40 protein-coding genes are annotated in these 22,504 nt (G+C 47.6%); 39 read left to right on the top strand and 1 reads right to left on the bottom strand.

Annotation, left to right across the window (positions count from 1 at the left end):
• Positions 1-71: 71 nt before the first annotated feature.
• From tuf to rpsI, 37 genes are all read left to right on the top strand, one after another.
• A complete protein-coding gene (gene tuf / locus EXG77_RS15615) occupies positions 72-1,259 on the top strand; it encodes an elongation factor Tu (RefSeq protein WP_023466627.1) in 1,188 nt (395 codons plus the stop codon).
• 316 nt (positions 1,260-1,575) lie between these two features.
• Positions 1,576-1,884 carry a 30S ribosomal protein S10 gene (rpsJ, locus tag EXG77_RS15605; protein WP_029343090.1) on the top strand — a complete coding sequence of 103 codons (309 nt, stop codon included), beginning with the start codon at positions 1,576-1,578 and terminating at the stop codon, positions 1,882-1,884.
• Between the two features lie 68 nt (positions 1,885-1,952).
• Positions 1,953-2,579 (top strand): 50S ribosomal protein L3, encoded by a 627-nt coding sequence (rplC, locus tag EXG77_RS15600; protein WP_023466629.1) that lies wholly within the window; start codon positions 1,953-1,955, stop codon positions 2,577-2,579.
• Positions 2,580-2,608: 29 nt separating this feature from the next.
• Complete coding sequence (gene rplD / locus EXG77_RS15595) at positions 2,609-3,232, top strand: 50S ribosomal protein L4 (RefSeq protein ID WP_023466630.1); 624 nt, start codon at positions 2,609-2,611, stop codon at positions 3,230-3,232.
• Positions 3,232-3,516 carry a 50S ribosomal protein L23 gene (gene rplW, locus EXG77_RS15590; protein ID WP_023466631.1) on the top strand — a complete coding sequence of 95 codons (285 nt, stop codon included), beginning with the start codon at positions 3,232-3,234 and terminating at the stop codon, positions 3,514-3,516. Before rplD ends, rplW begins: the two co-directional genes overlap by 1 nt.
• A gap of 32 nt (positions 3,517-3,548) precedes the next feature.
• The gene (gene rplB / locus EXG77_RS15585) at positions 3,549-4,379 is read left to right on the top strand and encodes a 50S ribosomal protein L2 (protein ID WP_023466632.1); all 831 of its coding nucleotides are present in this window, start codon (positions 3,549-3,551) and stop codon (positions 4,377-4,379) included.
• 63 nt (positions 4,380-4,442) lie between these two features.
• On the top strand, positions 4,443-4,721 hold the full coding sequence (gene rpsS / locus EXG77_RS15580; protein WP_012369013.1) for a 30S ribosomal protein S19: 279 nt from the start codon (positions 4,443-4,445) through the stop codon (positions 4,719-4,721).
• 20 nt (positions 4,722-4,741) lie between these two features.
• Positions 4,742-5,074, top strand: coding sequence for a 50S ribosomal protein L22 (gene rplV, locus EXG77_RS15575; RefSeq protein WP_012369014.1), 333 nt, complete (start codon positions 4,742-4,744; stop codon positions 5,072-5,074).
• A gap of 12 nt (positions 5,075-5,086) precedes the next feature.
• On the top strand, positions 5,087-5,743 hold the full coding sequence (rpsC, locus tag EXG77_RS15570) for a 30S ribosomal protein S3 (RefSeq protein WP_023466633.1): 657 nt from the start codon (positions 5,087-5,089) through the stop codon (positions 5,741-5,743).
• Between the two features lie 33 nt (positions 5,744-5,776).
• The gene (gene rplP, locus EXG77_RS15565; RefSeq protein ID WP_012369016.1) at positions 5,777-6,214 is read left to right on the top strand and encodes a 50S ribosomal protein L16; all 438 of its coding nucleotides are present in this window, start codon (positions 5,777-5,779) and stop codon (positions 6,212-6,214) included.
• Complete coding sequence (gene rpmC / locus EXG77_RS15560; RefSeq protein ID WP_012369017.1) at positions 6,201-6,404, top strand: 50S ribosomal protein L29; 204 nt, start codon at positions 6,201-6,203, stop codon at positions 6,402-6,404. Before rplP ends, rpmC begins: the two co-directional genes overlap by 14 nt.
• Before the next feature lie 31 nt (positions 6,405-6,435).
• The gene (rpsQ, locus tag EXG77_RS15555; protein WP_023466634.1) at positions 6,436-6,699 is read left to right on the top strand and encodes a 30S ribosomal protein S17; all 264 of its coding nucleotides are present in this window, start codon (positions 6,436-6,438) and stop codon (positions 6,697-6,699) included.
• A 48-nt stretch (positions 6,700-6,747) separates the two neighbouring features.
• Positions 6,748-7,116 carry a 50S ribosomal protein L14 gene (gene rplN / locus EXG77_RS15550; protein WP_012369019.1) on the top strand — a complete coding sequence of 123 codons (369 nt, stop codon included), beginning with the start codon at positions 6,748-6,750 and terminating at the stop codon, positions 7,114-7,116.
• A 34-nt stretch (positions 7,117-7,150) separates the two neighbouring features.
• Positions 7,151-7,462: a 50S ribosomal protein L24 gene (gene rplX, locus EXG77_RS15545; RefSeq protein ID WP_012369020.1), complete on the top strand. Its 312-nt coding sequence runs from the start codon at positions 7,151-7,153 to the stop codon at positions 7,460-7,462.
• A gap of 31 nt (positions 7,463-7,493) precedes the next feature.
• Positions 7,494-8,033: a 50S ribosomal protein L5 gene (rplE, locus tag EXG77_RS15540; RefSeq protein WP_023466635.1), complete on the top strand. Its 540-nt coding sequence runs from the start codon at positions 7,494-7,496 to the stop codon at positions 8,031-8,033.
• A 14-nt stretch (positions 8,034-8,047) separates the two neighbouring features.
• Positions 8,048-8,317, top strand: a complete 270-nt coding sequence (rpsN, locus tag EXG77_RS15535; protein ID WP_023466636.1) for a 30S ribosomal protein S14 — start codon at positions 8,048-8,050, stop codon at positions 8,315-8,317.
• Positions 8,318-8,348: 31 nt separating this feature from the next.
• Positions 8,349-8,747 (top strand): 30S ribosomal protein S8, encoded by a 399-nt coding sequence (gene rpsH / locus EXG77_RS15530; RefSeq protein WP_012369023.1) that lies wholly within the window; start codon positions 8,349-8,351, stop codon positions 8,745-8,747.
• 31 nt (positions 8,748-8,778) lie between these two features.
• Positions 8,779-9,315: a 50S ribosomal protein L6 gene (rplF, locus tag EXG77_RS15525; RefSeq protein WP_023466637.1), complete on the top strand. Its 537-nt coding sequence runs from the start codon at positions 8,779-8,781 to the stop codon at positions 9,313-9,315.
• Positions 9,316-9,352: 37 nt separating this feature from the next.
• Positions 9,353-9,703, top strand: a complete 351-nt coding sequence (gene rplR, locus EXG77_RS15520) for a 50S ribosomal protein L18 (RefSeq protein ID WP_023466638.1) — start codon at positions 9,353-9,355, stop codon at positions 9,701-9,703.
• A gap of 22 nt (positions 9,704-9,725) precedes the next feature.
• The gene (gene rpsE / locus EXG77_RS15515; RefSeq protein WP_023466639.1) at positions 9,726-10,226 is read left to right on the top strand and encodes a 30S ribosomal protein S5; all 501 of its coding nucleotides are present in this window, start codon (positions 9,726-9,728) and stop codon (positions 10,224-10,226) included.
• A gap of 18 nt (positions 10,227-10,244) precedes the next feature.
• Positions 10,245-10,430, top strand: coding sequence for a 50S ribosomal protein L30 (gene rpmD, locus EXG77_RS15510; protein ID WP_023466640.1), 186 nt, complete (start codon positions 10,245-10,247; stop codon positions 10,428-10,430).
• 35 nt (positions 10,431-10,465) lie between these two features.
• A complete protein-coding gene (gene rplO, locus EXG77_RS15505; RefSeq protein WP_035399353.1) occupies positions 10,466-10,906 on the top strand; it encodes a 50S ribosomal protein L15 in 441 nt (146 codons plus the stop codon).
• Positions 10,906-12,195 carry a preprotein translocase subunit SecY gene (secY, locus tag EXG77_RS15500; protein WP_023466642.1) on the top strand — a complete coding sequence of 430 codons (1,290 nt, stop codon included), beginning with the start codon at positions 10,906-10,908 and terminating at the stop codon, positions 12,193-12,195. The genes rplO and secY overlap by 1 nt, the downstream gene beginning before the upstream one ends.
• 71 nt (positions 12,196-12,266) lie before the next feature.
• Positions 12,267-12,914 carry an adenylate kinase gene (locus tag EXG77_RS15495; protein WP_023466643.1) on the top strand — a complete coding sequence of 216 codons (648 nt, stop codon included), beginning with the start codon at positions 12,267-12,269 and terminating at the stop codon, positions 12,912-12,914.
• Entirely contained in the window at positions 12,914-13,666 is a 753-nt protein-coding gene (gene map, locus EXG77_RS15490; RefSeq protein ID WP_023466644.1) for a type I methionyl aminopeptidase, read from the top strand. The genes EXG77_RS15495 and map overlap by 1 nt, the downstream gene beginning before the upstream one ends.
• A gap of 149 nt (positions 13,667-13,815) precedes the next feature.
• Complete coding sequence (infA, locus tag EXG77_RS15485; protein ID WP_012369032.1) at positions 13,816-14,034, top strand: translation initiation factor IF-1; 219 nt, start codon at positions 13,816-13,818, stop codon at positions 14,032-14,034.
• A 33-nt stretch (positions 14,035-14,067) separates the two neighbouring features.
• The gene (gene rpmJ / locus EXG77_RS15480; RefSeq protein WP_003156543.1) at positions 14,068-14,181 is read left to right on the top strand and encodes a 50S ribosomal protein L36; all 114 of its coding nucleotides are present in this window, start codon (positions 14,068-14,070) and stop codon (positions 14,179-14,181) included.
• 20 nt (positions 14,182-14,201) lie between these two features.
• Positions 14,202-14,567 (top strand): 30S ribosomal protein S13, encoded by a 366-nt coding sequence (rpsM, locus tag EXG77_RS15475; RefSeq protein WP_023466646.1) that lies wholly within the window; start codon positions 14,202-14,204, stop codon positions 14,565-14,567.
• A gap of 16 nt (positions 14,568-14,583) precedes the next feature.
• Positions 14,584-14,979 carry a 30S ribosomal protein S11 gene (gene rpsK / locus EXG77_RS15470; RefSeq protein ID WP_023466647.1) on the top strand — a complete coding sequence of 132 codons (396 nt, stop codon included), beginning with the start codon at positions 14,584-14,586 and terminating at the stop codon, positions 14,977-14,979.
• Between the two features lie 137 nt (positions 14,980-15,116).
• Positions 15,117-16,061 (top strand): DNA-directed RNA polymerase subunit alpha, encoded by a 945-nt coding sequence (locus EXG77_RS15465; protein WP_023466648.1) that lies wholly within the window; start codon positions 15,117-15,119, stop codon positions 16,059-16,061.
• A 33-nt stretch (positions 16,062-16,094) separates the two neighbouring features.
• Positions 16,095-16,466, top strand: a complete 372-nt coding sequence (rplQ, locus tag EXG77_RS15460) for a 50S ribosomal protein L17 (protein WP_023466649.1) — start codon at positions 16,095-16,097, stop codon at positions 16,464-16,466.
• 98 nt (positions 16,467-16,564) lie between these two features.
• On the top strand, positions 16,565-17,395 hold the full coding sequence (locus tag EXG77_RS15455; protein ID WP_023466650.1) for an energy-coupling factor ABC transporter ATP-binding protein: 831 nt from the start codon (positions 16,565-16,567) through the stop codon (positions 17,393-17,395).
• Positions 17,383-18,237, top strand: coding sequence for an energy-coupling factor transporter ATPase (locus EXG77_RS15450; RefSeq protein ID WP_035399350.1), 855 nt, complete (start codon positions 17,383-17,385; stop codon positions 18,235-18,237). The genes EXG77_RS15455 and EXG77_RS15450 overlap by 13 nt, the downstream gene beginning before the upstream one ends.
• Positions 18,234-19,025: an energy-coupling factor transporter transmembrane protein EcfT gene (locus EXG77_RS15445; protein WP_035399348.1), complete on the top strand. Its 792-nt coding sequence runs from the start codon at positions 18,234-18,236 to the stop codon at positions 19,023-19,025. Before EXG77_RS15450 ends, EXG77_RS15445 begins: the two co-directional genes overlap by 4 nt.
• Entirely contained in the window at positions 19,025-19,759 is a 735-nt protein-coding gene (truA, locus tag EXG77_RS15440) for a tRNA pseudouridine(38-40) synthase TruA (RefSeq protein WP_035399345.1), read from the top strand. The genes EXG77_RS15445 and truA overlap by 1 nt, the downstream gene beginning before the upstream one ends.
• 168 nt (positions 19,760-19,927) lie before the next feature.
• Positions 19,928-20,365 carry a 50S ribosomal protein L13 gene (gene rplM / locus EXG77_RS15435; RefSeq protein WP_023466654.1) on the top strand — a complete coding sequence of 146 codons (438 nt, stop codon included), beginning with the start codon at positions 19,928-19,930 and terminating at the stop codon, positions 20,363-20,365.
• A gap of 24 nt (positions 20,366-20,389) precedes the next feature.
• Entirely contained in the window at positions 20,390-20,782 is a 393-nt protein-coding gene (gene rpsI / locus EXG77_RS15430; RefSeq protein ID WP_023466655.1) for a 30S ribosomal protein S9, read from the top strand.
• Positions 20,783-20,875: 93 nt separating this feature from the next.
• Here rpsI and EXG77_RS15425 read toward each other — a convergent pair whose 3' ends face one another.
• On the bottom strand, positions 20,876-21,163 hold the full coding sequence (locus tag EXG77_RS15425) for a hypothetical protein (RefSeq protein ID WP_035399342.1): 288 nt from the start codon (positions 21,161-21,163) through the stop codon (positions 20,876-20,878).
• Positions 21,164-21,259: 96 nt separating this feature from the next.
• Between EXG77_RS15425 and EXG77_RS15420 the strand changes: the two genes are divergently transcribed.
• Together EXG77_RS15420 and EXG77_RS15415 are read left to right on the top strand one after the other, a co-directional pair.
• Complete coding sequence (locus EXG77_RS15420) at positions 21,260-21,910, top strand: M15 family metallopeptidase (protein WP_035399340.1); 651 nt, start codon at positions 21,260-21,262, stop codon at positions 21,908-21,910.
• Positions 21,911-22,054: 144 nt separating this feature from the next.
• On the top strand, positions 22,055-22,504 hold a 450-nt coding region (locus tag EXG77_RS15415; RefSeq protein WP_035399338.1), incomplete at its 3' end, for a P-loop NTPase.

Genomic DNA, 22,504 nt, shown 5'->3' with positions numbered 1-22,504 from the left:
GGTGTACGTTATCTTACGACTCACCTTCCTAGTTATAAAAAATTATTAGACACATAGAGGAGGAATTCAGAATGGGTAAGGAAAAATTCGACCGTTCTAAACCGCACGTTAACGTTGGTACAATCGGCCACGTCGACCACGGTAAAACAACTTTAACAGCAGCTATCTCAGCTGTACTTGCAAAAGCACAAGGTAAAGCTGCAACTAAGTTTGACCAAATCGATGGTGCTCCAGAAGAGCGCGAGCGCGGTATCACAATCGCAACAGCTCACATCGAGTACGAAACAGAAAAACGCCACTATGCACACGTTGACTGCCCAGGTCACGCTGACTATGTTAAAAACATGATCACTGGTGCTGCACAAATGGACGGCGCGATCCTCGTTGTTTCTGCAACAGATGGTCCAATGCCACAAACACGTGAGCACATCTTGCTTTCACGTCAAGTAGGTGTTCCTTTCATCGTAGTATTCATGAACAAAGTTGACATGGTTGACGACGAAGAGCTTCTTGAGCTCGTCGAAATGGAAATCCGTGAGCTTCTTTCTGAGTACGACTTCCCAGGTGATGACCTCCCAGTTATCCAAGGTTCTGCTCTTGGCGCGCTTAACGGCGAAGCTAAATGGGAAGAAAAAATCATGGAACTCATGGCAGCTGTCGATGAGTACATCCCAGAACCAACTCGTGACACTGAAAAAGACTTCATGATGCCAGTTGAGGATGTCTTCTCAATCACTGGTCGTGGTACAGTTGCTACTGGCCGCGTTGAGCGTGGAGTTCTTAAAGTCAACGACGAGATCGAAATCGTTGGTCTTCACGAAGAAACTAAAAAATCAGTATGTACTGGTGTAGAGATGTTCCGTAAGCTTCTTGACTATGCTGAAGCTGGCGACAACATCGGTGCTCTTCTCCGTGGTGTATCACGTGACGACATCGAGCGTGGACAAGTTCTCGCGAAACCAAACACAATCACACCACACAAAAAGTTCAAAGCGCAAGTTTACGTTCTTTCTAAAGAAGAGGGTGGCCGTCACACGCCATTCTTCGCGAACTACCGCCCGCAGTTCTACTTCCGTACAACTGACGTAACTGGTATGGTTCAACTTCCAGAAGGTACTGAAATGGTTATGCCTGGGGACAACATCGAAATGACTGTTGAACTCATCGCACCAATCGCTCTTGAAAAAGAAACTCGTTTCTCAATCCGTGAAGGTGGCCGTACAGTAGGCGCTGGATCAGTTACAGAAATCGTTGAGTAATTTTTAAGACAAAGGTCTTCCGTCTCCCGTGGCGGAAGACCTTTTTTCATTTCTTTGAAAACAGTCTTGCAACATGGTCTGACATCTTATATACTGAGGAAAGTGTTTGTGCGAGTGGTGAGAGACTTGAATACATATTCTATTTTATTAGTGCTTGCATTCTTGCTGGTGATTCAGTATGATAGAATATGTTGGTCACAAACACAACGCGATGAAGCGGGAGGTTATGACACACCAGGCGGCATTGCCATGGCTAGTGTGGAAATTTCCGCGGAGAATGTCTATTTACAAAATAGGCGAAAAGGAGGGAAATAACATGGCAAATGAAAAAATTCGGATCCGTTTGAAAGCATACGATCACCGCGTGCTTGATCAATCGGCTGAGAAAATTGTCGACACAGCAAAACGTTCAGGTGCTACTGTATCTGGTCCGATCCCACTCCCAACGGAGAAAGCGGTCTACACAGTACTTCGTGCCGTTCACAAGTACAAAGATGCTCGTGAGCAGTTCGAAATGCGTACACACAAACGTTTGATCGACATCGTTAACCCAACACCGAAAACTGTTGATGCGCTTATGCGTCTCGAACTTCCATCGGGCGTTGACATCGAAATCAAACTTTAATTTTTCTTCTATAGATAGTTGATACTAGCCAGAAGATCAAAATCATTCAATATTAGGAGGTGTATCTCATGGCTAAAGGAATCTTAGGAACTAAACTCGGTATGACACAAATCTTCAACGAGTCAGGCGAAGTCGTCCCTGTTACTGTCGTTTCAGTCGAAGGTAACGTTGTTCTTCAATTGAAAACAACGGAAGTTGACGGTTACGAAGCAGTTCAACTCGGCTTTGGTGATATCAAAGAAGGTCGTCAAAACAAACCGCAAAAAGGTCACGCTGCGAAAGCAAACGCGACACCTAAGCGCTTCATTAAAGAAATCCGTACATCAGTAGCAGATTTCGAAATCGGTCAAGAGATTAAAGCAGATACTTTCGCTGCAGGCGAAATGGTTGATGTAACAGGTACGTCGAAAGGTAAAGGTTTCGCTGGTGCAATCAAGCGTCACAACCAATCACGTGGTCCAATGGCTCACGGTTCGCGTTACCACCGTCGCCCAGGTTCAATGGGTCCTGTTGCTCCTAACCGTGTATTCAAAGGGAAATTGCTCCCTGGACGCATGGGTGGAGAGCAAATCACTGTTCAAAACCTTGAAATCGTAAAAGTTGATGCAGAACGCGGCTTACTCCTCGTCAAGGGTGCTATCCCAGGCGCACGTAAGAGCCAAGTTGTCATCAAAACTGCGGTTAAAGGCAACTAATCCGTTTGCAAGGAAAGGAGGAATAACGAATGCCTAAAGTAGCTTTGCTTAACCAAACAGGTACACAAGTTGGAGACATCGAGCTCGCAGATGCCGTTTTCGGAATCGAGCCAAATGAAGCAGTCGTATACGATGCAATCGTCATGCAACAAGCTTCACGTCGCCAAGGTACACATGATACAAAAGGTCGCTCGGAAGTTCGCGGTGGCGGCCGTAAACCATGGAAACAAAAAGGTACTGGTCGTGCACGCCAAGGTTCGATCCGTTCGCCACAATGGGTTGGCGGTGGAACAGTCTTCGGTCCAACACCACGTTCGTACGCTTACAAACTTCCTAAAAAGGTTCGTCGTCTCGCACTTCGTTCAGCACTTTCTTCGAAAGTCGCTAACAACGAGTTCATCGTTCTTGAAGGATTGACAATCGATGCTCCTAAAACTAAGGACATGATCGCAGTATTCGCTGCTCTTTCAATCGAACGTAAAGTTCTCGTCGTTACTGCTGATTACAACGAGTCAGTCGTTCTTTCAACACGCAACATCCCAGGTGTCACAGTCGTTGACGCTGCAGGTGTAAACGTCCTTGATCTTGTCGCTCATGACAAAGTCATCATTACGAAGGACGCTGTTGCGAGAGTAGAGGAGGTGCTTGCATAATGGCACACACACACGACATTATCAAACGTCCTGTCATTACTGAACGTTCAGTAAACCAAATGGCTGAGAAAAAGTACACATTCGAAGTAGACGTGAAGGCATCTAAGACTCAAATCAAAGATGCAGTTGAAGCGATCTTCGGAGTGAAAGTTGACAAAGTCAACACATTGATCTCAAAACCAAAAGCAAAACGCGTAGGTCGTCACGCTGGTTACACAGCACGCCGCAAAAAAGCGGTCGTCACGCTTACTGCAGATAGCAAAGAACTCGATTACCTCGGTTAATCGGAACTCTGTAGAAAAGGAGGGAACTCTCGATGGGAATTAAAAAGTTTAAACCGACCACTAACGGTCGTCGTAATATGACTGCACTTGACTTTGCTGAGATTACGGCTTCACGTCCTGAAAAATCGTTAACTGAAAAGCTTTCGAAAAAGGGCGGACGTAACAACCAAGGTCGCTTGACAGTACGTCACCAAGGTGGCGGACACAAACGTAAATATCGTATCATCGACTTCAAACGGAACAAGGATGGCATCGCTGGTCGTGTCGCTACAATTGAGTACGATCCAAACCGCTCTGCTAACATCGCATTGATCCACTACATCGATGGTGAAAAACGCTACATCCTCGCACCGAAAGGCTTGAAAGTAGACATGCAAGTCATGGCTGGACCAGAAGCTGACATTAAAGTCGGTAATGCTCTTCCACTTTCAAACATCCCAGTCGGTACGTTGATCCACAACATCGAACTTAAGCCAGGTAAAGGTGGTCAGCTCGTTCGCGCAGCTGGTACTTCTGCTCAGCTTCTCGGTAAAGATGGTAAATACGCGATCGTTCGTCTTCAATCAGGCGAAACTCGTATGATCCTTGCTACTTGCCGTGCAACAGTCGGCGCTGTCGGTAATGAAGAGCACGAGCTCGTCAATATCGGTAAAGCTGGTCGTTCACGCTGGCTCGGAAAACGTCCTACAGTTCGTGGTTCTGTCATGAACCCAGTCGATCACCCACACGGTGGTGGTGAAGGACGTGCTCCAATCGGTCGTTCGGGCCCACTTACTCCTTGGGGTAAACCGGCACTCGGATACAAAACTCGTAAGAAAAACAAAGCGAGCGATAAATATATCGTCCGTCGTTCTAAAAAATAATTACATGATTTCTGAACGGTTCGTAGGAACCGTTCCTGAATCATGCCAAAGGGAGGTACAACTATGGGTCGCAGCTTGAAAAAAGGTCCATTCGCAGATCACCATCTGCTCGCTAAGGTTGATAAAGCCAACGAAGCTGGTGACAAACATGTCATCAAAACTTGGTCACGCCGCTCGACAATCTTCCCAGAGTTCATCGGTCACACGATCGCTGTCTACGATGGTCGTAAACACGTACCGGTTTACGTGACAGAAGATATGGTCGGTCACAAACTTGGTGAATTCGCTCCAACACGTTCTTACAAAGGACATGCTGGAAACGATAAGAAAACGAAACGTTAATCTGAGGGGAGGTACTCATTATGCAATCAAAAGCATCGGCTAATATGGTTCGCATTGCTCCTCGTAAGGCACGTCTCGTAGTAGACTTAATCCGCGGGAAGCAAATCGGCGAAGCACTTTCGATTCTTGCTTACACGAACAAGGCAGCAACGCCAATCGTTGAGAAAGTATTGAAATCGGCAATCGCGAACGCTGAGCACAACTTCGACATGAACATCGAAAACCTCGTAGTCACTGAGGCTTACGTAAACGAAGGTCCAACGCTCAAACGTTTCCGCCCACGTGCAATGGGTCGCGCAAGCCGCATCAACAAACGTACGAGCCACGTTCACATCGTGGTATCTGAAAAATAAGGAGGGATTACCGTGGGTCAGAAGATTAACCCAACTGGTCTTCGCGTAGGTATCATCAAAGACTGGGAATCACGTTGGTTCGCAGATAAAGACTATGCTGATCTCCTTCATGAAGACTACGTAGTTCGTGAATATATCGAAAAACGTCTTAAAGACGCTAGTGTCTCTAAAGTAGAAATCGAGCGCGCAGCTAACCGCTTGAACATCTCACTTCACACTGCTAAGCCTGGTATGGTTATCGGTAAAGGCGGTTCTGAAATCGAAACACTTCGTAAAGACATCACTAACCTTGCAAAAGGCAAACGCGTTCACGTTAACGTCGTTGAAGTGAAAAACCCGGATGCAGTTGCTAAGCTCGTCGCTGAGAACATCGCTCGCCAACTTGAAGGTCGCGTATCGTTCCGTCGTGCTATGAAGCAATCAATCCAACGCTCAATGCGTTCTGGTATCAAAGGAATCAAGACTGAAGTTTCTGGTCGTCTTGGTGGCGCTGATATCGCTCGTTCTGAGAAGTATTCGGAAGGAACAGTTCCACTTCATACACTCCGTGCAGACATCGATTACGGTACTGCAGAAGCTGATACAACTTACGGCAAAATTGGCGTAAAAGTATGGCTCCACCACGGTGAAGTGCTTCCTACGAAAAAAGCAGCAGCAAACGAAGAATAATCCACATCCGTCTAGGGAAGGAGGCAACACAACATGTTGTTACCAAAACGTGTAAAATATCGTCGTGTTCACCGCGGCAACATGCGTGGTAAAGCGAAACGTGGTACTACAGTACACTTCGGCGAGTTCGGTATCCAAGCTCAAGAAGCTAGCTGGATCACTAGCCGTCAAATCGAATCAGCGCGTATCGCGATGACTCGTTATATGAAACGTGGTGGTAAAGTGTGGATCAAGATCTTCCCACACAAGCCATACACTAAAAAACCTCTTGAAGTCCGAATGGGTTCAGGTAAAGGTGCTCCGGAGGGCTGGGTAGCAGTCGTCAAACCGGGTAAAGTAATGTTCGAAATCGCAGGAGTATCGGAAGAGATCGCACGCGAAGCTCTCCGTCTTGCATCACACAAACTTCCAGTAAAATGTAAGTTCGTAAAACGTGAAGAAAATGGTGGTGATACGAATGAAAGCAACTGATCTCCGTCAGCAAACAACTGAAGAGCTTAACGGTAAAGTCGGTTCGTGGAAAGAAGAGTTGTTCAACCTTCGTTTCCAACTCGCGACTGGTCAGCTTGAGAACCCTGCTCGTATCCGTGAAGTGCGCAAGTCGATTGCACGCGCGAAAACCGTTCTTCGTGAACGCGAACTCGGCATCAACAACGCATAATTCACTCGGATTCTGAGAGGAGGAACACTCAATGGAACGCACTAACAACCGCAAAGTGTTAACTGGACGCGTCGTTTCTGACAAAATGGACAAAACGATCGTAGTTACAGTTGAAACAAAAGTAAAGCACAAGCTTTACGGCAAACGCGTAAACTACTCTAAAAAGTACAAAGCGCATGATGAAAACAACACAGCTAAAATCGGTGATGTTGTACGCATTCAAGAAACACGTCCATTATCTAAGGACAAACGTTTCCGTCTCGTAGAAGTCATTGAAGAAGCAGTAATCATCTAAACTCTAATTAGTTCGGGTGAATAAACATCCGGAGGGAGGTACAATCGTATGATTCAACAAGAATCTCGCTTAAAAGTAGCAGACAACTCAGGAGCTCGTGAAGTCTTGACGATCAAAGTCCTCGGTGGTTCTGGTCGTAAAACTGCTAACATCGGTGACGTTATTGTTTGTACAGTAAAACAAGCAACACCAGGTGGCGTTGTCAAAAAAGGTGAAGTTGTACGCGCAGTAGTCGTTCGTACTAAACGTGGCGTTCGTCGTAAAGACGGTTCGTACATCCGTTTTGACGAAAACGCAGCAGTCATCATCAAAGATGACAAAAGCCCACGTGGCACACGTATCTTCGGACCAGTCGCACGCGAACTTCGTGAAAAAGACTTCATGAAGATCGTCTCGTTGGCACCGGAAGTACTTTAATTCCAAAGAATTCCTACAAGGAGGTGCTCTAACGATGCATGTCAAAAAAGGTGATAAAGTTCAGGTTATGACTGGTAAAGACAAAGGCAAACAAGGCGTTGTCCTTACAGCTATGCCTAAAAAAGATCGCGTAATCGTCGAAGGCGTTAACATGATCAAAAAACACTCAAAGCCTTCTCAACTCAACCCGCAAGGCGGAATTGTCGAGAAAGAAGCACCGATTCACGTATCGAACGTTATGCTTATCGACCCTAAGACAGGTAACCCAACACGCGTTGGTTTCACTGTGGTTGACGGCAAGAAAGTACGTATCGCTAAAAAATCGGGCGAAGCTTTAGATAAATAAGAAGATTTAAAGAAAGGAGGTCCACTTTCTGATGAACCGTTTAAAAGCTAAATACCAAGACGAAATCGTCAAAGTAATGATGGAGAAATTCAATTACAGTTCTGTAATGCAAGCGCCGAAAGTCGATAAAATCGTAATCAACATGGGTGTTGGTGACGCTGTTACGAACTCTAAGGCACTTGACATGGCAGTTGAAGAGCTTCAGCTCCTCACTGGTCAGAAACCACTCATCACGAAAGCTAAGAAATCAATCGCTGGTTTCAAACTTCGTGAAGGTATGCCAATCGGTGCGAAGGTTACACTTCGTGGCGAGCGCATGTACGAATTCCTCGACAAGTTGATCAACGTGTCACTTCCACGTGTACGTGACTTCCGTGGCGTATCGAAAAAATCTTTCGATGGCCGTGGTAACTACACGCTAGGCGTGAAGGAACAATTGATCTTCCCAGAGATCGACTACGATCGCGTATCGAAAGTCCGTGGTATGGACATCGTTATCGTAACTACTGCTAACACGGATGAAGAGTCACGTGAGCTTCTCACTGCACTCGGCATGCCATTCCAAAAATAAGGGAGGTCGACAACATGGCTAAGAAATCAATGATCGCACGTGAAGTAAAACGTCAAGCACTCGTTGAGCGCTACGCTGAAAAACGCGCAGAATTGAAAGCACAAGGCGACTACATCGGCTTGAGCAAACTCCCACGTAACTCTTCAGCGGTTCGTTTACACAACCGTTGTAGTATCACTGGCCGTCCACACGGTTACATTGGTAAATTCGGTATCAGCCGTATTAAGTTCCGTGATCTTGCTCATAAAGGTCAAATCCCTGGTGTTAAAAAAGCAAGCTGGTAATTCATTAAAGTTGTGAAAGGAGGTACATCGCATGGTTATGACAGATCCGATTGCAGATATGCTTACACGCATTCGTAATGCAAACATGGTTCGCCATGAGAAGTTGGAAATGCCAGCTTCTACAATCAAACGTGAAGTCGCTGAAATCCTCAAACGTGAAGGTTTCATCCGCGATGTTGAATATCTCGAGGACAGCAAACAAGGTACGCTCCGCGTATTCCTTAAATACGGCGCAAGCAACGAGCGCGTTATCACTGGACTCAAACGTATCTCGAAACCAGGTCTTCGCGTTTACGCGAAAGCTGATGAAATCCCGAAAGTACTCGGTGGTCTCGGAATCGCTATCGTTTCAACATCTAAAGGTGTAATGACTGATAAAGAAGCTCGCCAACAAAAAGTCGGCGGCGAAGTGATCGCATACATCTGGTAATACACGCATAAAAAGAACGGAGGTGTCTTAAATGTCACGTATTGGTAAAAAGCCAGTCGTCATCCCAGCAGGCGTTACAGTAACAGTTGAAAACAACACGGTTACGGTAAAAGGTCCTAAAGGGGAACTCTCACGCGAGTTCAGCCCAGCTATGGCGATCAACGTAGAAGGTAATGAATTGACTGTCACTCGTCCGAACGACGAGAAAGCAAGCCGTACGATCCACGGAACGACTCGTGCGCTTATCGCGAACATGGTCGAAGGTGTTAGCAACGGTTTCGCTAAGACACTTGATATCCAAGGTGTTGGTTACCGTGCACAAAAGCAAGGTAACAAAATCGTACTCAACCTCGGTTACTCACACCCAATCGAGTACACTCCGGAACAAGGCATCGAAGTCGAAGTTCCTACGAATACGCAACTCATCGTTCGCGGAATCAGCAAAGAACGTGTTGGTCACGTCGCTGCATTGATCCGTTCGTACCGTCAACCTGAGCCGTACAAAGGTAAAGGTATTCGTTACAGTGATGAAGTCGTTCGTCGTAAAGAAGGTAAAACAGGTAAGTAATTCGCGAATGCGAATTGACCGGAAAGGAGTGGCATAAATGATCTCAAAGGCAGATAAAAACGCTACGCGTAAAAAACGTCATGGTCGTGTCCGTCGTACAATCATCGGGACTGCAACACGTCCACGTATGAACGTATTCCGTTCGAACAAGAACATTTACGTACAAGTCATTGACGATGCAACACATGCAACACTCGCATCTGCATCATCACTCGACCTTGAAAAAGGCAACACGACTGACGCTGCGGCAGCAGTTGGTAAGCTCGCAGCTGAGCGCGCTCTTGAAAAAGGTATCGAAACAGTCGTTTTCGACCGTGGAGGATATCTCTATCATGGACGTATCAAAGCTGTAGCTGAAGCAGCTCGTGAAGCTGGTCTCAAATTCTAATAGAAAAGGAGGGAACCTCTACATGCGCCAGTTAGAAATTAACATGGATCAACTCGAAGAACGCGTTGTTACCGTAAACCGCGTCGCGAAAGTAGTAAAAGGTGGCCGTCGCTTCCGTTTTGCTGCCCTCGTCGTCGTTGGTGACAAGAATGGTCACGTAGGTTTCGGTACGGGTAAAGCTCAGGAAGTGCCTGAAGCGATCCGTAAAGCAATCGAAGATGCTAAGAAAAACATGGTTAACGTTCCAATCGTTAACACAACAATTCCACACGAAGTCAACGGTGTATTCGGTGCAGGTCACGTCTTCTTGAAGCCTGCTTCTGAAGGTACTGGAGTCATCGCTGGTGGTCCAGTTCGTGCGGTTCTCGAATTAGCGGGAATCAACGACATTCTTTCAAAATCACTTGGATCAAGCACTCCAATCAACATGGTTCGTGCGACTGTCGAAGGTCTCACATCACTCAAACGTGCTGAAGAAGTTGCGAAACTCCGCGGTAAAACCGTCGAAGAACTTCGCGGTTAAGAAAGGGAGGGAAAACAGATGGCGAAACTCGCAGTTACCCTCACACGCAGCATGATCGGTCGTCCGGAGAACCAACGCGTTACTACTCGTACGCTTGGTCTCCGTAAGATGCACCAGACTGTTGTCGTACCTGACAACGCTGCTATGCGTGGGATGATTAACCACGTGTCACACTTAGTGACAGTAAAAGAGATTCAAGAGTAATAGTTCGATATAATTTTATGAGGAGGTGCCCCACTATGAAACTCCATGAATTGAAACCAGCTGCTGGTTCACGTTCAGAACGCAACCGTGTAGGTCGCGGTATGTCTTCTGGTAACGGTAAGACTTCTGGCCGTGGTCACAAAGGTCAAAAAGCTCGTTCAGGCGGTGGTGTTCGTCCAGGTTTCGAAGGTGGACAAAACCCACTTTACCGTCGTTTACCAAAACGCGGCTTCAACAACCCAACTCGTAAAGAGTTCGCGGTCATTAACCTTGACACACTCAACCGTTTTGAAGAAGGAACTGAAGTCACTCCAGAACTTCTTGTCGAGACTCGTGCAGTCAAAGGCATGAAAGACGGCGTGAAAATTCTTTCTAACGGTAAGATCGAAAAGAAACTAACAGTCAAAGCTCATAAGTTCTCCGACGCTGCGAAGCAAGCAATCGAAGCTGCCGGCGGTACGGTTGAGGTGATCTAATGTTTCAAGCGATCTCCAATATGTGGCGCGTAGCTGACATTCGTCGGCGCATTCTCTTTACCTTGGCATTGGTTATCGTGTTCCGGATTGGAGCACATATCCCGGTGCCGATGGTAAACACGGAAGTGTTCAAGATTGACCAGAATGGTATTCTTGGTTTCTTGAACTCGTTCGGCGGGAATGCTTTGCAGAATTTCTCACTCTTTGCGATGGGAATCATGCCGTATATCACGGCCTCGATCGTTGTCCAACTCTTACAGATGGACGTTGTTCCAAAGTTTGCCGAATGGGCAAAACAAGGAGAGGCGGGCCGTAAGAAGTTAGCAACGGTAACGCGCTATGGAACGATCGTACTCGGCTTAGTCCAAGCGTTTGGAATCGCGCTTGGATTTAACCGTATCTACCCAGGTCTTGTCGACGAACAGTTCGGCACCTGGACATACGTTATGATTGCACTCGTATTGACAGCGGGAACAGCATTCTTGATGTTCATCGGTGAACTCATCACGGAGAAGGGCATTGGTAACGGGATATCAATGATCATCTTCGCTGGGATCGTCGCGGGCTTCCCGAATGCATTCCGCCAGATTTACGAAACGAAGCTCCAAAATGCAGGGGATGCTTTGTTTGTAAACGTGCTTTATATCGTACTCTTGCTTTTAATCATCATCGCGGTCATCGTCGGAGTCATCTATGTTCAGCAAGCTGCACGTAAGATTCCGATTCAGTACGCTAAGCGTACGGTGAACCGGACACCAGTTGGCGGTCAATCGGCACACTTACCGATCAAATTGAACGCTGCCGGTGTTATTCCAGTCATCTTCGCGGTGTCGTTCATGGTGACGCCACCAACGATTGCGAGTTTCTTTGCAAGTCCGGAAACGGCAACGAAGATCCGTGACATTTTCGACTACACGAGTCCAATCGGTATGTCGATCTATGTGGCACTGATCATCGCGTTCTCGTACTTCTACACATTCGTTCAGGTTAACCCGGAACAAATGGCAGAGAACCTTCAAAAACAAGGCGGATACATTCCTGGTATTCGTCCTGGTAAGCAAACGGAGCAGTACATCACGAAGATTCTATATCGTCTGACATTCTTCGGTTCACTCTTCCTCGCTGTCATCGCGGTGACGCCGACATTCTTTATTAAGTTTGCTGGCTTACCGAACTCGGTGCAGATTGGTGGAACGAGCTTGTTGATCGTCATCGGTGTAGGACTAGAGACGATGAAACAGATTGAAAGTCAATTGGTTAAACGACACTACAAAGGCTTTATCCGATAAGGCGGGAGGAAGGGGACCATCCCTTTCCTTTCTGTTGTGTCTATAGAGCTATAGAAGTGGAGGCTACCGACATGAATCTAGTATTGATGGGTTTGCCGGGTGCTGGTAAAGGAACGCAGGCTGCGAAAATCATCGAAGACTATGCGATCCCCCACATCTCGACAGGCGACATGTTCCGCGCGGCGATCAAAGATTCAACGCCACTCGGACAAGAAGCGAAATCATACATGGATAAAGGGGAACTCGTTCCGGACGAAGTCACAATCGGCATCGTACGTGAGCGTCTCGCCAAAGAAGACTGTGCAAATGGTTTTCTCCTTGACGGTTTCCCACGCACAGTGAAACAAGCAGATGCTCTTGAAGCATTACTTGAAGATCTGGGCAAACAAATTGATCACGTCATCCACATCGGTGTAGACCCGGAGAAACTTGTCCCTCGTTTGACAGGTCGTCGGATTTGCCCAACTTGCGGAGCAACGTATCATGTTCTCTACAACCCACCAAAAGTGGAGGGGATCTGTGATATCGACGGATCAGCACTTGTACAACGTGAAGATGACCAAGAGGAGACAGTACGTCGTCGCTTGGAAGTCAACGTCGCTCAAGCGCAACCTTTGATTGACTTTTACGCAGAAAAAGGGTATCTTCGTAATTTGGACGGTGATCGTCCAATCAACGATGTATATTCCGATGTTCAGGCACTCCTTGGTGATCAGTAATGATCATCACGAAAGCGCCGCGTGAAATCGACATCATGCGTAAAGCAGGACAAATCGTCGCCCGGACGCATAAGGAGCTTCAAGCTCACATTCGCCCAGGTATCACGACGGGGCAACTCGACGCGATCGCTGAACGCTATATTCGAAGTCAAGGGGCAACACCATCGTTTAAAGGGTATAATGGTTTCACGGGTAGCATCTGTGCTTCCGTGAACGAAGAGCTTGTCCATGGTATTCCGGGAGATCGTGTACTTCAGGACGGTGACATCATCTCGATTGACATCGGAGCAGAGTACAATGGGTATCACGGAGATTCAGCCTGGACATATCCGGTAGGTACAATCTCTGAAGAGACGAAGCGGTTACTTGACGTAACTGAAGAATCTCTGTATAAAGGATTGGAGCGCGCCAAAGCTGGCGTGCACCTGACAGATATTTCGCATGCGATTCAGTCACATGTTGAAGCTGCGAATTTTTCTGTAGTCCGCGAATATGTGGGCCACGGCGTGGGACAAAATTTGCATGAAGATCCGCAAATTCCACATTATGGACCACCGGGGAAAGGGCCGCGCCTGAAAACCGGCATGACACTGGCAATTGAGCCAATGGTTAACGTCGGGAAACGCTATGTTCGCACACTATCCGACAATTGGACGGTAGTGACGGTGGACGGTAGCATGTGCGCCCACTTTGAGCACACCATCGCCATCACAGACGACGGCTACGAGATCTTAACGGTCGATGCAGAGTGAGCTGTGCGCGTTATTGGTGTCACCTTTCTATAAGCCAGTATCCACTCGTGTTTGTGACCGATGATCTCTCAATGGCTCTTGTAGAAAGCCCCTAGCGCTACAAATCGTCTGGGCTCCCAATCAACTTTATAGAGAAAGGGGTATAATTGATGGCGAAACAAGATGTAATCGAAGTGGAAGGTACGGTTATCGAGCCGCTTCCAAACGCGATGTTTAAGGTGGAGTTAGAAAACGGCCACACGGTCCTCGCGCACGTCTCAGGAAAAATTCGGATGCACTTCATTCGGATCTTGCCAGGAGATAAAGTAACGGTTGAGTTGTCACCATACGACTTGACTCGCGGACGGATCACATACCGTTTCAAATAAAAACTCCGATTTTTTCAGGAGGAGGTATTCACAATGAAAGTAAGACCTTCGGTTAAACCGATCTGTGAAAAATGTAAAGTTATCCGCCGTAAAGGCAAAGTAATGGTTATTTGCGAAAACCCTAAGCATAAACAAAAACAAGGGTAATTAAACAAGGAGGTGCACACATGGCACGTATTGCTGGTGTAGATATTCCACGTGAGAAACGCATCGTCATCTCACTCACTTACATCTATGGTGTTGGTAAAACGACTGCTCAAAAAGTCTTGAAAGAAACTGGTATCTCTGAAGATACTCGTACTCGCGACTTGACTGAGGAACAATTGAACCAACTTCGTGATGGTTTAGACAAAATCAAAGTTGAGGGTGACCTTCGTCGTGAAATCTCACTCAACATCAAACGTTTGATCGAAATCGGTTGCTACCGTGGTGTTCGTCACCGTCGTGGTCTTCCAGTTCGTGGTCAAAACACTAAAAACAACTCGCGTACTCGTAAAGGCCCACGCCGTACAGTAGCGAACAAGAAGAAGTAAGGGAGGGTAAACTAAGATGGCAAAACGCAAACAGAACGTTCGTAGTAAACGTAAAGTCAAAAAGAATATTGAATCTGGTATCGTGCATATCCGTTCAACATTCAACAACACGATCGTTACGATCACTGATATGCAAGGGAATGCAATCTCTTGGGCAACTGCAGGTAACATGGGCTTCAAAGGCTCACGTAAATCGACTCCTTTCGCTGCACAAATGGCATCTGAAACAGCTGCTAAAACAGCAATGGATAACGGTATGCGTACTGTAGAAGTTAACGTTAAAGGTCCTGGTGCAGGTCGTGAAGCAGCTATCCGTGCTCTTCAAGCAATCGGTCTCGAAGTCACTGCAATCCGTGACGTTACTCCAGTACCACACAACGGTTGCCGCCCTCCAAAACGTCGTCGCGTGTAACCCGTCTTGTACTGCAGAGCGGGGATTCGAGTAGACTTTTGTTGATCGTTTGACCAAGCAAGGCAGTAGAAACGTACACAAGACGGTTGGCGATTGAACGCGATGGCCAACATGACGATATTCAAGGAGGGGTTCAGATGATCGAAATCGAAAAACCGAAGATTGAAACGATCGAGTTAAGCGAGAACGCTACGTTTGGTAAATTCGTAGTTGAGCCGCTTGAGCGTGGATTCGGTACAACGCTTGGTAACTCATTGCGTCGTATCCTATTGTCTTCACTTCCGGGTGCTGCAGTCACTGCAGTCCAAATCGATGGCGTTCTTCATGAGTTCTCGACGATTGATGGCGTTGTAGAAGACGTTACCCAAATCATCTTGAACCTTAAGAAACTCGCCCTCAAAGTGTACTCGGAAGAAGAGAAAACGCTTGAGATCGATATTCAAGGCGCTGGTGTTGTCACTGCTGCGAACATTACGCATGACAGCGACGTCGAAATCCTCAACCCAGAACTTCACATCGCAACGCTTGCAGAAGGTGCATCACTTCATATGCGTCTGACAGCACGCCGTGGTCGTGGGTATGTTCAGGCTGAAGATAACAAACGGGACGATATGCCAATCGGTGTAATCCCAATCGACTCGATTTACACGCCAATTCAACGTGTAAATTATCAAGTTGAAAAAACACGTGTCGGTCAAGATGCGAGCTTCGATAAGTTGACGCTTGATGTTTGGACGGACGGTTCAATCCGCCCTGAAGAAGCAGTGTCACTCGGTGCGAAAATCATGACAGAACACTTAAACATCTTTGTTGGTCTTACGGACGAAGCGCTCCATGCTGAAATCATGGTCGAAAAGGAAGAAGATCAAAAAGAAAAAGTACTCGAAATGACGATCGAAGAACTCGATCTCTCAGTTCGTTCGTACAACTGTTTGAAACGCGCTGGTATCAACACGGTTCAAGAACTCGCGAACAAGAGCGAAGACGAGATGATGAAAGTCCGTAACCTCGGACGTAAATCACTCGAGGAAGTTCAAGCGAAACTCGACGAACTCGGACTAGGCTTGCGCAAAGAAGACTAATACTATTAATTGCACGAAGGAGGGAATCCATCCATGGCATACTCGAAATTAGGCCGTACAAGCTCACAACGTAAGGCACTTTTGCGTGACCTTGCGACTGATCTCATCATCAATGAGCGTATCCAAACTACAGAACAAAAAGCGAAGGAACTTCGTCCAGTCGTAGAGAAACTCATCACTTTAGGTAAACGCGGTGATCTCCACGCTCGTCGTCAAGTTGCATCGTTCGTTCGCCGTGAAGCTGCTGGTCAAAACGCAGAGGGCAAAGCACAAGACGCGATCCAAAAATTATTCGCTGATGTGGCTCCACGTTTTGCTGAGCGTCAAGGTGGTTACACACGCATCATGAAAATGGGACCACGTCGTGGTGACGGCGCAGAAATGGTCATCATCGAACTCGTTTAATCCTCATTAAATGATTCGCCATAAAAGGGCAGTGCGTATCCCGCTTCTGCCCTTTTGCTACAAAATGAAAGTATTGATTTGATGAAGGAGGAGAGATCATGGACAAGCTGATTGAACTGGAACAGGTCACCTATCGGTATCCGGAACAGGAGCAAGCAGCCCTACAAGAAGTCTCTCTGACGATTCGTTCAGGTGAATGGGTCGCCATCGTTGGTCACAACGGCTCTGGAAAATCAACGCTGACGAAATTGTTTAATGGACTGTTGTTACCGGAGACAGGGACCGTTACGGTTGCTGAGCGCTTTTCAAGTGCGAATCCGGAACAACTGTGGGAGATGCGTCGAGCAATCGGCATCGTCTTCCAAAATCCAGACAATCAATTCGTTGGCACGACCGTGCGCGACGACGTGGCATTTGCTCTAGAAAACTGGGGTGTGCCACGCGAGGAAATGGTTCGTCGTATCGACGACAGTCTAGCGCGCGTTGGCCTTACGGATTTTGTTGATCGGGAACCCCATCAACTATCCGGCGGACAGAAGCAGCGTGTCGCAATCGCTTCGGCGCTTGCGATGCGCCCTGATGTTCTCGTGCTCGATGAAGCTACATCGATGCTTGATCCATTAGCACGACAAGAGGTCATGTCGACCGTTCAGGAACTCCATGCGACCCACCCAATGGCGGTCATCGCGATTACACACGAATTAGACGAAGTATTACGGGCTAGTCGTGTCATCGTCATGGATGCCGGGAAAATCGTATTAGAAGGATCCCCTCAGGAAGTCTTTCGTCATGCATCGTTCTTAGAAGACATCGGACTCGATGTTCCATTCGTTGTTCGGGTACAAGAACGTTTACGGGCGCAAGGTCTCTCACTCGAGGAGACGATACTAGATGAAAGAGAATTGGTGAACCGTTTATGCCAATCTTAATCCAGGAATTAAATTATACGTATCAACTCAATAGTCCGTTCGAACGAGTCGCGCTGCGTGATGTGAATCTTGAGATTCCGTCAGGGGCGCTTGTTGCGTTTGTAGGGCATACCGGATCCGGGAAATCGACGCTCGTGCAGCACATCAATGGGTTGCTCAAGCCGACAGCGGGGAAGGTACAAGTCGATGACATCATCGTCGAACCGAAGAAAAAACAGGACCTCAAGCCATTAAGACGTCGCGTCGGGCTTGTTTTTCAATATCCGGAATATCAATTGTTCGAAGAGACGGTCTTAAAGGATGTCATGTTCGGTCCGATGAACTTCGGTCATGATGCCGCGAAGGCTGAGCAATTAGCGAAAGAGGCATTACGGACTGTCGGACTCGATGAAGTCTTTTGGAGTCGTTCGCCGTTTGACCTGTCTGGTGGGCAAATGAGGCGTGTTGCAATTGCCGGCGTACTCGCTAGTCAACCAGACGTGTTGATCGTCGATGAGCCGACGGCAGGACTCGATCCGCAAGGGCGCAAGCATATGCTGAGTCTATTTGCCCGGCTCCATGCAGAGACCGGTATGACGTTGCTCCTGATCACGCACGACATGGATCAGGTGCTTGAGTATGCCGAGCGCGTCATCGTCATGGAAAACGCTCAGGTGGTGTTTGACGGGCTACCGCTTGACCTGTTTAAAGAAGAGACATTGCTCGAGCAATTCCACCTCGATCTTCCGCACGTCTTATCGCTTGCTTGGCAAGTTGCTGATCGGCGTGGATTGCAACGACCGGACATCCGGACGGAGACCGAGTTGATCGAGTGGTTGATGACGAAAGGGGTGAGCGAATGATCGTCGGACAACATATTCCCGGTCAGTCGTACTTGCACCGGTCGTCGGCACTCGCGAAGATCATCTTTGCTTTCTGCTTCATTCCGCTCGTCTTTCTCGCGAACAACGCAGCAACGAATATTTTTTTACTTGTCTTTACGTTCTTAGCACTCATGAGTAGTCGCTTACCGCTTCGTTATGTTCTAAAAGGACTGCGACCGATTTTATTCCTGATCGTCTTTACGTTCGTCATCCAGCTATTCTTCACGCGCGAAGGGGCTGTACTCTTTGAGTTCGGCTGGCTTCGGATCTACGAAGAAGGACTGCGACTCGCGATCATCGTCTCATTACGTTTCTTCTATCTCGTCTCGATCACGACACTCGTCACGCTGACGACTTCACCGATCGAATTGACAGATGCGATTGAATTGTTGTTGAAGCCGTTTAAGGTCGTTCGTGTTCCGACGCATGAGATTGCTTTAATGTTATCGATCTCGCTTCGCTTCTTACCAACCTTAGCGGAAGAGACAGAGAAAATCATGAAGGCACAGCAAGCACGCGGTGTCGATTTGTCAGCAGGACCGATCAAGGAGCGCTTACGGGCGATCATTCCGTTATTGATTCCGTTGTTCATCTCCGCGTTTAAGCGGGCAGAGGATCTTGCGACAGCGATGGAAGCACGGGGGTACCGTGGAGGAGAGGGACGGACACGTCTACGGGAATCCAAGTGGACGATGCGGGATACAGGTCTGATGATCTTGCTCGTCCTCCTGACGATCAGTTTAGTAGGATTGCGAGGGATCGGGTAATGCGTCGTTTAAAATGTACGATTCAATATGACGGAACCGGCTACGCCGGGTATCAGGTGCAACCAAACGGATTGACGATTCAAGAAGTGATTGAAACGACGCTTGCGCGGATGCACAAACATCCCGTCAAGATCATCGGCTCGGGACGGACGGATGCGAGGGTGCATGCCTACGGGCAAGTCATTCATTTTGATACGGAACTAGCGATTCCACCGGAGAACGTCGTCAAGGCACTGAATACGCTCTTACCAGCGGATATTCGTGTCCGAAGCTGCGAGGAGGTCGAACCGACCTTTGAAGCGCGTTACGACGTCGTAGGGAAGGAATACCGCTATTTCGTCCGCCGCGAAGAAAATGCGTTTCGTCGGAATCTATCGGTTCATATTCCGTATCCGCTCGATCTCGAGCGCATCCGTCAAGGGATGGCACATCTCGTCGGCACGCACGATTTCAGTTCGTTCTGTGTCGCGAAGACGGAAACGGATAACCGGGTCCGGACGATTTACGAGGCAGAGTTGATGACGGTCGGTGACGAACTCGTCTTTCGGTTCCAGGGCAGTGGATTTCTCTATAATCAAATCCGGATCATGGTCGGGACGTTACTTGACGTCGGACGCGGTCGTTTTGCACCAGAGGACATCAAAAAAATGTTGCTGGCAAAGGACCGGAACGTCGCAGGCGTGACGGCGCCTCCCCATGGACTCTATCTATGGGAAGTTTTCTATCCGGAGTGAAAAAAGGCAATTGACATTGGCTATTAAAAAACATACAATGTTTATTGGCATTTCATTTATTATGAAACCACAATCTTAGCCCCGTACACCTAAGATTATGATAGATTCACCTAGTGAATAAATGAAAAATCAAAAACAGAACTTTTAATTCCTTAGGAGGTATTTTACATGCGCACAACTTTCATGGCGAAAGCTACTGATGTAGAACGCAAATGGCTCCTTATCGACGCTGAAGGTAAAACACTCGGTCGCCTTGCGAGCGAAGTTTCATCACTTCTCCGTGGTAAGCACAAGCCTACGTTCACACCACACGTTGACTGTGGGGATAACGTTATCCTCATCAACGTTGAGAAAATCGTTTTAACTGGTAACAAACTCGACAAAAAAGTCTACTACCGTCACTCTGGTCATCCAGGCGGCTTAAAGCAGACTGTTGCACGCGATATGCTTGCTAACAAACCTGAGCGCATGCTTGAACTCGCGATCAAAGGGATGCTTCCAAAAGGTAGCCTCGGTCGTCAAATGTTCAACAAACTCCACGTCTACGCTGGAGCTGCACACAAGCACGAAGCACAACAACCAGAAGTTTACGAACTTCGCGGTTAATACGAATTTAGGAGGAACTACACGATGGCAGATGTACGTTACTACGGCACTGGTCGCCGGAAACACGCGGCAGCGCGCGTTTTCCTCGTTGCTGGAGACGGTAAAGTCACAGTTAACGGTCGCGATATCAGCGAATACTTCGGTTATGAGACATTGATCATGACTGCAAAAGAACCACTCGTAATCACAGAAACAGAAGGCAAGTACGATGTAATCGTAACGGTCAAAGGCGGCGGCTTCACTGGTCAAGCAGGCGCTATCCGTCACGGTATCTCACGTGCTCTTCTTCAAGCGGATCCAGAATTCCGCGGCGCACTCAAAGCGAAAGGCTTCTTGACTCGTGATGCTCGTATGAAAGAGCGTAAAAAATACGGTCTTAAAGCAGCTCGTCGTGCACCACAATTCTCGAAACGTTAATTCTTTTCGAATCCCTCTCACCCTTGTGGTGGGAGGTTTTTTTGTGCATTGAAAAACCGCTCTCCTGACGAAGTGTCAGAACAGCGATTCAAGTCAAGACGACGGAGTGGAGCGTAATCGGTGCAATATCGTCAGAAGAAGATAGAGGATGACGATCGTCAGCGGGATGCTCCAAACAAAGAGAGATTGTATGAATTGGGTAGGTGTATGTGTCGTCGCTTGACCGACATGTCCCGTAAAAGAGGTTTCTTCACTCAAGACGGTTGCATTGTCCGGTAACTCCGTCTCGGTAGCGACAGTCGGTTGCAGCGTCAGATACAGGACGAAGCTAAGATGTAAGAGACAGGTGACGCCAAGTGTCCAAATGATGCGTTTTTTCATAGGATGCTCCTTTTGATATGAGTTAAAATCATTCTGCATTCCATAAGTATAGCGGATTTTGTTTTCGGGAACAGGAGACAAAGGGAGTGAGCATAGATGGCATTATCGATCAACTGGTTACTCGAGCGAGCGAATCGGAAGTTGAATGCTTCGGGACTGTCGCGAGAAGTCGCCAAACGGACGCAAGAGGTCATCCGGGAGATGCATGCGCAAGGGATTTATGTCGGCGTCGCACAAGGGTACCGATCCATCGCAGAACAGAATCGGTTGTACGCACAGGGACGGACACTACCGGGACCAATCGTAACGAATGCACGCGGGGGACAATCGAATCATAACCGCGGCATTGCTGTCGACCTCTTTCAATATTCCAAAGACGGTACACAAGCGCTGTTTCGAAACGACCAAAGCTTTCAAAAGATTGTTGCTGCGATGAAACGACGTGGCTTTTCTTGGGGTGGGGACTGGACGAGTTTTAAGGACTATCCACACTTTGAATTACTAGGAGTGTCTGAAGAAACGCCGAATCGCTCTCGTGCGATCGTTCCGTATCCAGGTCGTCCGTTGTATCAAGGTGCAGCCAATATGAATCCGCGGGATATTGAACGAATTCAGCGTGCAGTCAAAGCAACCGTGACTCGGCGCTTTGATGCAGAGACGGCTCAGAAGGTGCGCGCCTATCAAACACGTCAAGGACTTGATGTCGATGGTGTCGTGGGTCCTAGTACATGGAACCGAATGTTCTAAAACGAGCGAATGATCGAGTGAAATGATGAAAACCGACACTGGACATGGAAAAGTCATCCTTTCCGGTGTCGAAATGTGCAAGCGCTCTCTTATTTTTGTTATACTAATAAGGATTAAATCGAACGTTTTCAGGGGGAAGGCACTATGTTGAATGAACAAGAAATTCGCGAGGTAGTCGGAACGCTCGTCGATCCGACGATTGACCGCCCGCTTGCAGATACGAACGGCATTCGTGACGTCCGGATTAAAGGTGATTATGTCAGTCTGAAAATTGCTTTAGCACAATCCGGTTCTGGGGAGCAACTTGTGCTCCAACAGCAAATCGTCAAGGAACTAAAAGAAAAAGGATTCAAGACGGTGGGACTCCGTTTTGAGGCACTCGGTGATCACGGGATTCAAGCAGCGACGACACCGTCGATCCTCAAACCAGAATCCGGTACGACGTTCATCGCGATCGCTTCTGGTAAAGGGGGCGTCGGAAAATCGACGGTTTCTGTTAACCTAGCAGTCGCCCTCGCACGAGCAGGGAAGAAAGTCGGGTTGATTGATGCCGATATCTACGGCTTTAGTGTTCCAGACATGATGGGAATTGAA

The sequence above is a fragment of the Exiguobacterium sp. OS-77 genome (assembly GCF_000414195.2).
Lineage (GTDB): Bacteria > Bacillota > Bacilli > Exiguobacteriales > Exiguobacteriaceae > Exiguobacterium_A > Exiguobacterium_A indicum.
Note: the sequence above shows the minus strand (reverse complement) of the source record. Positions and strands in the feature narration are given on the sequence as shown.

What these genes read in the sequence shown, in the direction of transcription:
- tuf (WP_023466627.1), top strand. Translation starts at nt 72, where the DNA reads ATGGGTAAGGAAAAATTCGACCGTTCTAAACCGCACGTTAACGTTGGT.
- rpsJ (WP_029343090.1), top strand. Translation starts at nt 1,576, where the DNA reads ATGGCAAATGAAAAAATTCGGATCCGTTTGAAAGCATACGATCACCGC.
- rplC (WP_023466629.1), top strand. Translation starts at nt 1,953, where the DNA reads ATGGCTAAAGGAATCTTAGGAACTAAACTCGGTATGACACAAATCTTC.
- rplD (WP_023466630.1), top strand. Translation starts at nt 2,609, where the DNA reads ATGCCTAAAGTAGCTTTGCTTAACCAAACAGGTACACAAGTTGGAGAC.
- rplW (WP_023466631.1), top strand. Translation starts at nt 3,232, where the DNA reads ATGGCACACACACACGACATTATCAAACGTCCTGTCATTACTGAACGT.
- rplB (WP_023466632.1), top strand. Translation starts at nt 3,549, where the DNA reads ATGGGAATTAAAAAGTTTAAACCGACCACTAACGGTCGTCGTAATATG.
- rpsS (WP_012369013.1), top strand. Translation starts at nt 4,443, where the DNA reads ATGGGTCGCAGCTTGAAAAAAGGTCCATTCGCAGATCACCATCTGCTC.
- rplV (WP_012369014.1), top strand. Translation starts at nt 4,742, where the DNA reads ATGCAATCAAAAGCATCGGCTAATATGGTTCGCATTGCTCCTCGTAAG.
- rplP (WP_012369016.1), top strand. Translation starts at nt 5,777, where the DNA reads ATGTTGTTACCAAAACGTGTAAAATATCGTCGTGTTCACCGCGGCAAC.
- rpmC (WP_012369017.1), top strand. Translation starts at nt 6,201, where the DNA reads ATGAAAGCAACTGATCTCCGTCAGCAAACAACTGAAGAGCTTAACGGT.
- rpsQ (WP_023466634.1), top strand. Translation starts at nt 6,436, where the DNA reads ATGGAACGCACTAACAACCGCAAAGTGTTAACTGGACGCGTCGTTTCT.
- rplN (WP_012369019.1), top strand. Translation starts at nt 6,748, where the DNA reads ATGATTCAACAAGAATCTCGCTTAAAAGTAGCAGACAACTCAGGAGCT.
- rplX (WP_012369020.1), top strand. Translation starts at nt 7,151, where the DNA reads ATGCATGTCAAAAAAGGTGATAAAGTTCAGGTTATGACTGGTAAAGAC.
- rplE (WP_023466635.1), top strand. Translation starts at nt 7,494, where the DNA reads ATGAACCGTTTAAAAGCTAAATACCAAGACGAAATCGTCAAAGTAATG.
- rpsN (WP_023466636.1), top strand. Translation starts at nt 8,048, where the DNA reads ATGGCTAAGAAATCAATGATCGCACGTGAAGTAAAACGTCAAGCACTC.
- rpsH (WP_012369023.1), top strand. Translation starts at nt 8,349, where the DNA reads ATGGTTATGACAGATCCGATTGCAGATATGCTTACACGCATTCGTAAT.
- rplF (WP_023466637.1), top strand. Translation starts at nt 8,779, where the DNA reads ATGTCACGTATTGGTAAAAAGCCAGTCGTCATCCCAGCAGGCGTTACA.
- rplR (WP_023466638.1), top strand. Translation starts at nt 9,353, where the DNA reads ATGATCTCAAAGGCAGATAAAAACGCTACGCGTAAAAAACGTCATGGT.
- rpsE (WP_023466639.1), top strand. Translation starts at nt 9,726, where the DNA reads ATGCGCCAGTTAGAAATTAACATGGATCAACTCGAAGAACGCGTTGTT.
- rpmD (WP_023466640.1), top strand. Translation starts at nt 10,245, where the DNA reads ATGGCGAAACTCGCAGTTACCCTCACACGCAGCATGATCGGTCGTCCG.
- rplO (WP_035399353.1), top strand. Translation starts at nt 10,466, where the DNA reads ATGAAACTCCATGAATTGAAACCAGCTGCTGGTTCACGTTCAGAACGC.
- secY (WP_023466642.1), top strand. Translation starts at nt 10,906, where the DNA reads ATGTTTCAAGCGATCTCCAATATGTGGCGCGTAGCTGACATTCGTCGG.
- EXG77_RS15495 (WP_023466643.1), top strand. Translation starts at nt 12,267, where the DNA reads ATGAATCTAGTATTGATGGGTTTGCCGGGTGCTGGTAAAGGAACGCAG.
- map (WP_023466644.1), top strand. Translation starts at nt 12,914, where the DNA reads ATGATCATCACGAAAGCGCCGCGTGAAATCGACATCATGCGTAAAGCA.
- infA (WP_012369032.1), top strand. Translation starts at nt 13,816, where the DNA reads ATGGCGAAACAAGATGTAATCGAAGTGGAAGGTACGGTTATCGAGCCG.
- rpmJ (WP_003156543.1), top strand. Translation starts at nt 14,068, where the DNA reads ATGAAAGTAAGACCTTCGGTTAAACCGATCTGTGAAAAATGTAAAGTT.
- rpsM (WP_023466646.1), top strand. Translation starts at nt 14,202, where the DNA reads ATGGCACGTATTGCTGGTGTAGATATTCCACGTGAGAAACGCATCGTC.
- rpsK (WP_023466647.1), top strand. Translation starts at nt 14,584, where the DNA reads ATGGCAAAACGCAAACAGAACGTTCGTAGTAAACGTAAAGTCAAAAAG.
- EXG77_RS15465 (WP_023466648.1), top strand. Translation starts at nt 15,117, where the DNA reads ATGATCGAAATCGAAAAACCGAAGATTGAAACGATCGAGTTAAGCGAG.
- rplQ (WP_023466649.1), top strand. Translation starts at nt 16,095, where the DNA reads ATGGCATACTCGAAATTAGGCCGTACAAGCTCACAACGTAAGGCACTT.
- EXG77_RS15455 (WP_023466650.1), top strand. Translation starts at nt 16,565, where the DNA reads ATGGACAAGCTGATTGAACTGGAACAGGTCACCTATCGGTATCCGGAA.
- EXG77_RS15450 (WP_035399350.1), top strand. Translation starts at nt 17,383, where the DNA reads ATGCCAATCTTAATCCAGGAATTAAATTATACGTATCAACTCAATAGT.
- EXG77_RS15445 (WP_035399348.1), top strand. Translation starts at nt 18,234, where the DNA reads ATGATCGTCGGACAACATATTCCCGGTCAGTCGTACTTGCACCGGTCG.
- truA (WP_035399345.1), top strand. Translation starts at nt 19,025, where the DNA reads ATGCGTCGTTTAAAATGTACGATTCAATATGACGGAACCGGCTACGCC.
- rplM (WP_023466654.1), top strand. Translation starts at nt 19,928, where the DNA reads ATGCGCACAACTTTCATGGCGAAAGCTACTGATGTAGAACGCAAATGG.
- rpsI (WP_023466655.1), top strand. Translation starts at nt 20,390, where the DNA reads ATGGCAGATGTACGTTACTACGGCACTGGTCGCCGGAAACACGCGGCA.
- EXG77_RS15425 (WP_035399342.1), bottom strand. Translation starts at nt 21,163, where the DNA reads ATGAAAAAACGCATCATTTGGACACTTGGCGTCACCTGTCTCTTACAT.
- EXG77_RS15420 (WP_035399340.1), top strand. Translation starts at nt 21,260, where the DNA reads ATGGCATTATCGATCAACTGGTTACTCGAGCGAGCGAATCGGAAGTTG.